The sequence below is a fragment of the Polaribacter sp. genome (assembly GCF_036480315.1).
In the GTDB taxonomy this organism is placed as follows: domain Bacteria; phylum Bacteroidota; class Bacteroidia; order Flavobacteriales; family Flavobacteriaceae; genus Polaribacter.
In genome coordinates this window covers 1-5671 of the sequence record NZ_JAZGGG010000047.1, presented here as the reverse complement: position 1 = coordinate 5671, position 5671 = coordinate 1, and the positions used below count along the sequence as shown (strand labels likewise).

Below are 5671 nucleotides of genomic sequence, written 5' to 3'. Positions count from 1 at the left end.
TAATACCTCTAAAATTTTCTCGTAATTTGCTCTAAAGCTGTTCATCTATTTAAATGTTTGAAATTCAATTAAATATACGATTCTCTTAATCAATGAACAGCTTTTTTATAATGCACAACAGGTAAATTGATATAATTATTTAACGGGTTAAACACCCTTTTTTATAAAGAGTATGAATTCTAACTTGCTCAAAGAACTTTATGAGATCTAATTCGCTTATTAAAATTTATAATTAGTATCAGTTTTAAATAATTTATAAAGTTTTTAATAATCAAAAGAAGTTCCAAAATCATTAGTATTTTGATGTGAAAAGTGCATATCTAAATCCTGTAAAGAATCTGAAAATGAATATAAATTTTCTTTTTCTTCAATTAATTTATCAATTGCTTCAGTTGCTTTTTTTAGACGTGTTCCTTTATCTCCTTTTAATAAAATGTAGTTTTTATTATGTTTTTTTAAAGCGCTCTCAAAAGCGGTAAACATTTCTAATCGAAGTTCTGGTCTATCTCTTAAATCATCTTCTTCCCAAGGAGTATCAATATAGGTTAATAAGTATAAATCGTAACTGTTTTTGTTTGCAGCTTTATCTAAATTTTCATCAACAAAACCACCATAATATTCTTCTGAATATACTTTTGTTTCTAGTAAATCTGTATCACAAATTAAAACTTTATCAGCTTTTTTTGCTAATTTATTTTCTAATTTCATTTGCCCTATTGCAATCGGAAGCAAATCCTCTTTTTCACAAGTTTTACGTTCATTATTCCATTTGTCTTGCAAGTATTGTCTTGCATATTCTGGTGCCCAAACAGTATTGTAATGACGAGCTAAATGACGAGAAATTGTTGTCTTTCCAGTAGATTCTGGGCCAAATAAAACAATTCTTACTAAATTGAGGGGTTTTTGTTTAAGCTTTTTTTCCATGCTAAATAACCAAATATTGCTATAAATGTAAATCCTAAATATTGAAGGCTTGTAAAAGTAAAACCTTTATAGAAGTATAAAGGTACAGAAATGATATTTCCTCCAATCCAAAATAACCAATTTTCTATTTTACGTTTTGCCATTAACCACATACCAACAAAGAAAATTGCAGTTGTAATTGTATCTGCATATGCAACCCAACTTGTCCATTTATCAAAATATTTATAAACAACAAACACAAAAACCAGTGTTATTAAAAATATATAAATAGAAGTTTTTTTCTCTTTCTGTGTGGTTTTAGAAATTTGTGTAACATGTGTTTCGTCTACTTTACGAGTCCAAATATACCAACCGTAAACACTCATTATAAAGTAATAACCATTTATCATCATATCACCAAGAAGCTCCCATTTTAATAATAAATACACAAAAATAGAAGTACTAATCATACCTGTAGGAAATACCCAAATCTTGTTTTGTTTAGAATACCAAACAGATAAAAAACCAAAAATAACAGCCACAATTTCTAATGTAGTTTCTGTTGTAGAATATGTTTTATATTGACCAAAAAGGAAATCGAAAATTTCTGACATTTATTATTTTTTTAATTCATTAAAGAAGTTTTCATCATTTTCAAAAGCAGTTCCAATAACAACAATATCAGCACCAGCATTAAAAGTATTTTCTAATTGTTTTTTAGAACGAATTCCGCCACCAACAATTAAAGGGATTGACAAGTTTTCCTCGACAAGAGTGATAATGTTTGCGTCCACAGGCACTGAGGCTCCAGAACCAGCTTCTAAATAAATTAGTTTTTTTCCCGAAAATTCACCAGCTAAAGCAGTGTTTAAAATCAGTTCTAAATTATCTTGAGAAATTGGTTTGGTTTTGCTTACTTTTTGAGTTGCAGTTTCTTTTTGTCCATCAATAAGAATATAACCTGTTGGTAAAATTTCTAAATCAACATTTTTTAAATAAGGAACTGCTTTAATTTGTTGTTCAATTAAATATTCAGGATTTCTGCCAGAAATAAGACTTAAAAATAGAATTCCATCAGCTTCTTGTGTGATTTGAGCAACATCACCCGGAAATAAAATGACTGGTAATTTTGTTGTTTTCTTAATTACGGTAACTACATTTTTAGTTTGATTGTTTTTATCAGTACTACCACCAACAAAAATATGAGTTGTTATAGATTGATGTACTTTTTCAAAAAAAGCAGGAATATTTTTGATATCAATTTTTTCAGGATCAATTAAAACTGCAAGTAATTTTTTGCTTTCCTTTTTTGCTGATAAAATGTTTTGGTAAATATTCACAATTGCGAAAATACAAATTAGTTCTCGACTGCGCTCAAACAGACAAACCTTTAAAACTTTTTTTTACTTAACAACTTTGTAATTCTGCTACTTTGTAACTCTTTTTAAAAACATACACACAAGTAAAACCTTCAAACTCTAAAAAATGAATATCATATTTAGAATTTTCTCCATCATAACGAATTTCACCAGTGGTTTTTTCATCAGCAAACCTAAAGTCATCAACATAAATATGATGCAAGAAGAGTAATTTTTTCTTTCCGTAGATTTTATACAAACTCTCTTTTGCTCCCCAAACTATGGTTAGTTTACTAATTAAAGCATCATGATTTGCAATTGTTTTGTATTCTTCAACAGGTGTAAATTTATGAGCAATCTTTAAAATTTTATCCCGTTGTTTTTCAATATCAATTCCAACCGGAATATCATTAGAAACTATAATTCCGGAAAAAGTAAAAGAATGTGTAATAGAAATATGTTTACCATCTTTTAAATGAGGTTTACCAAATTCATCATACACTAAATCAGCGTCAGAATAACCTACAGCATTTAATAAATGACGTACACTTAAAAAACCTCTTTGGTGCAATTTAGATTTCATACCGTCTAAACGCGTCTGACTTTTATCAGTTAGTAAAACGTTTGTGTTTAATTCGTTAAAAGATTCTTCAATCTTCCAAATTAAAACTTTGGTGTTTTTGTTAATCGTTAAACTTTTGTAAAGAGGCATACTTTTTTAAAATGGATGTCGTAACTTTGCAGCTCGAAAAATTAGAATATAAATATACATAATATGAGTACAAAAACAGCTTACGTACCAAACAAAGTTAAAGATATTTCTTTAGCAGCTTGGGGAAGAAAAGAAATCAACTTGGCAGAAGCAGAAATGCCAGGATTAATGTCATTAAGAGAAGAATATGGTGATAGTCAACCTTTAAAAGGAGCTAGAATTGCAGGATGCTTACATATGACAATTCAAACTGCTGTTTTAATCGAAACTTTACAAGCTTTAGGAGCGGAAGTAACTTGGAGTTCTTGTAATATTTTTTCTACACAAGATCAAGCTGCTGCTGCAATTGCTGCAGCAGGAACTGCTGTGTATGCATGGAAAGATATGACAGAAGAAGAATTTGACTGGTGTATAGAACAAACATTATTCTTTGGAGAAGATAAAAAACCATTAAACTTAATTTTAGATGATGGTGGAGATTTAACAAACATGGTTTTAGATCGTTATCCAGAATTAGCTGCAGGAATCAATGGTTTATCAGAAGAAACTACAACAGGAGTTCATAGATTGTATGACAGAGTAAAGGCAGGAACTTTACCAATGCCAGCAATTAATGTAAACGATTCTGTTACCAAATCTAAATTTGATAATAAATACGGATGTAGAGAGTCTGCTGTAGATGCAATTAGAAGAGCAACTGATATTATGTTGGCTGGAAAACGTGTAACTGTATGTGGATATGGTGATGTAGGTAAAGGAACTGCTGCTTCTTTTAGCGGTGCAGGTTCTATTGTTACTGTAACAGAAATCGATCCTATTTGTGCGTTACAAGCTGCAATGGATGGTTTTGAAGTAAAAAAATTAGAAACTGTTATTGCAAATTCTGATATTATTATTACAACTACAGGAAATAAAGACATTATTCAAGGTCGTCATTTCGAAGCAATGAAAGACAAAGTTATTGTTTGTAACATTGGACACTTTGATAATGAAATTGATATGGCTTGGTTAAACAAAAACCACGGACATACAAAAGATACAATTAAACCACAAGTTGATAAATATAACATCGCTGGAAATGACATTATTCTTTTAGCTGAAGGTCGTTTAGTGAATTTAGGTTGTGCAACTGGTCACCCAAGTTTTGTAATGAGTAATTCATTTACAAATCAGACTTTGGCACAATTAGAATTATGGAATAATAGAGATGCTTACGAAAACGAAGTATATATGTTACCAAAGCATTTAGATGAAAAAGTAGCAAAATTACATTTGGCAAAAATAGGAGTAGAGTTAACAGAATTACGTTCTGATCAAGCTTCTTATATTGGTGTAACTGTAGATGGACCTTACAAGCCAGAACATTATAGATACTAATTTATTGTCATTCTGAATTTGTTTCAGAATCTCATAAAACTTGAAAACCTTTCCACTTGAGCTGAATTTATTTTAGTTTATTTGGGAAGTTTTTTTTTTTTTGACTTTTAACAGGTTTTCAGAATATTAGAATAGTTTCTAAATTTCAATGAATTAAAAAGTTTTTTTAGAATTATGTTTATAGAGAACCCACATACCATAAGAAATTGCAATTATAAAAAGGATAAAAATATAATCTTCAATTGAAGCGGCAGGTGTAGAAAGACAATCAATACATTTAGCAAGGTCACCAATACAATTCGCTGGCGAAGTTGGTGGTTTTGAACAACAAGGTTTGCAAGGCCCTTGTAAGAAAAATATAAATAAAAGGTTTAGCATTTTAATAGTTTTTTTTAACTAGGGGAACCTTTTTTTTTATAGATTTATTTTTTTAATTGGAATGGGTAATTCTTGACATTTATAATTTGCTTTATTAAATGATATTTATCTGATTGATATTAATGTATTACAAAGAATACTTTTACTACCTTTCAAAAAAAATAAACTCTAAATGAGCACATTAAATACAACAGATTTAGAAAGTAGATTACAACTATTAGAAAAATATATTCCTAATAGTGAAGCTATAAATACAACTGTTTCAAAAGTAAATGTTGCATGGCATTTAGATCATAGTTTAAAGGTTATGAATGCAGTTGTAAAAAATATGCAAAATTCAGATCCAAGTTTGTATATAGATAATTTTAGCCTTTTAGGAAAAGCGCTTTTACAATTTAACTTTTTTCCAAGAGGAAAAGCAAAAACTCCAAAATATGTTAAACCGCCAGAAGTAATTTTAGAAGAAGATATTATTACACAGTTAGCAGAAGCTAAACAGAACATAAAAAAAATCTTAAGTTTAGATGAAAATGCTTTTTTTAAACATCCTTTGTTTGGTAATATAAATAAAAAAAGAGTTTTAAAATTCTTAAACGCGCATACATATCATCATTTAAAAATTATAAAGAGTATTTTAAAATAGGTTTTGTTAATTTCTGAAATAGAAAATATTATAATTAAAGTTTTTGTTTTATTGGTTTGTGAATCTTTGATTTTTTAAACTACCTATTTATAGGGATGTTTTTAACTGATTATGTTCTTTAAAATTGATGTATTAATTTAAAAATACATAAGATGAAAAATTTAGCAATACTATTATTTAACCCGTTGTGCATTTAAATAATACTAATTTTTAAGTTGTTAATATTTCTATCAAAAGTAAACTTATTAATGAATTGAATAATTGTTAATGAGGTTAATTTTGAGAGTATTCTAGTCTTAA

General features: G+C 28.5%; 7 protein-coding genes and 1 pseudogene. 2 read left to right on the top strand and 6 right to left on the bottom strand.

Annotated elements, in window-relative coordinates; translation table 11 throughout:
* Positions 1-264: 264 nt before the first annotated feature.
* From V3V28_RS09670 to V3V28_RS09655, 4 genes are all read right to left on the bottom strand, one after another.
* Positions 265-924 carry an ATP-binding protein gene (locus tag V3V28_RS09670; protein ID WP_331364812.1) on the bottom strand — a complete coding sequence of 220 codons (660 nt, stop codon included), beginning with the start codon at positions 922-924 and terminating at the stop codon, positions 265-267.
* Positions 888-1517 (bottom strand): nicotinamide riboside transporter PnuC, encoded by a 630-nt coding sequence (gene pnuC / locus V3V28_RS09665; protein WP_331364811.1) that lies wholly within the window; start codon positions 1515-1517, stop codon positions 888-890. The genes V3V28_RS09670 and pnuC overlap by 37 nt, the downstream gene beginning before the upstream one ends.
* A gap of 3 nt (positions 1518-1520) precedes the next feature.
* Positions 1521-2246 (bottom strand): geranylgeranylglyceryl/heptaprenylglyceryl phosphate synthase, encoded by a 726-nt coding sequence (locus tag V3V28_RS09660; RefSeq protein ID WP_331364813.1) that lies wholly within the window; start codon positions 2244-2246, stop codon positions 1521-1523.
* Positions 2247-2310: 64 nt separating this feature from the next.
* Entirely contained in the window at positions 2311-2973 is a 663-nt protein-coding gene (locus V3V28_RS09655; protein ID WP_331364810.1) for a 4'-phosphopantetheinyl transferase family protein, read from the bottom strand.
* A gap of 63 nt (positions 2974-3036) precedes the next feature.
* On the opposite strand from V3V28_RS09655, the gene ahcY reads away from it, so the two are divergent.
* Positions 3037-4350 (top strand): adenosylhomocysteinase, encoded by a 1314-nt coding sequence (ahcY, locus tag V3V28_RS09650; protein ID WP_331364809.1) that lies wholly within the window; start codon positions 3037-3039, stop codon positions 4348-4350.
* Between the two features lie 153 nt (positions 4351-4503).
* On the opposite strand, the gene V3V28_RS09645 is transcribed toward ahcY, so the two are convergent.
* Positions 4504-4728 (bottom strand): hypothetical protein, encoded by a 225-nt coding sequence (locus V3V28_RS09645; protein WP_331364808.1) that lies wholly within the window; start codon positions 4726-4728, stop codon positions 4504-4506.
* A 172-nt stretch (positions 4729-4900) separates the two neighbouring features.
* Here V3V28_RS09645 and V3V28_RS09640 point away from each other — a divergent pair, with 172 nt between their 5' ends.
* Entirely contained in the window at positions 4901-5371 is a 471-nt protein-coding gene (locus tag V3V28_RS09640; RefSeq protein WP_331364807.1) for a DUF1569 domain-containing protein, read from the top strand.
* A 193-nt stretch (positions 5372-5564) separates the two neighbouring features.
* Here the strand turns inward: V3V28_RS09640 and V3V28_RS09635 are convergent.
* Positions 5565-5671 (bottom strand): annotated as a pseudogene (locus V3V28_RS09635) (IS982 family transposase); the annotation flags it as partial.

Coding starts and splice junctions, on each gene's coding strand:
- V3V28_RS09640 (WP_331364807.1), top strand. CDS start 4,901: ATGAGCACATTAAATACAACAGATTTAGAAAGTAGATTACAACTATTA.
- pnuC (WP_331364811.1), bottom strand. CDS start 1,517: ATGTCAGAAATTTTCGATTTCCTTTTTGGTCAATATAAAACATATTCT.
- V3V28_RS09655 (WP_331364810.1), bottom strand. CDS start 2,973: ATGCCTCTTTACAAAAGTTTAACGATTAACAAAAACACCAAAGTTTTA.
- ahcY (WP_331364809.1), top strand. CDS start 3,037: ATGAGTACAAAAACAGCTTACGTACCAAACAAAGTTAAAGATATTTCT.
- V3V28_RS09670 (WP_331364812.1), bottom strand. CDS start 924: ATGGAAAAAAAGCTTAAACAAAAACCCCTCAATTTAGTAAGAATTGTT.
- V3V28_RS09645 (WP_331364808.1), bottom strand. CDS start 4,728: ATGCTAAACCTTTTATTTATATTTTTCTTACAAGGGCCTTGCAAACCT.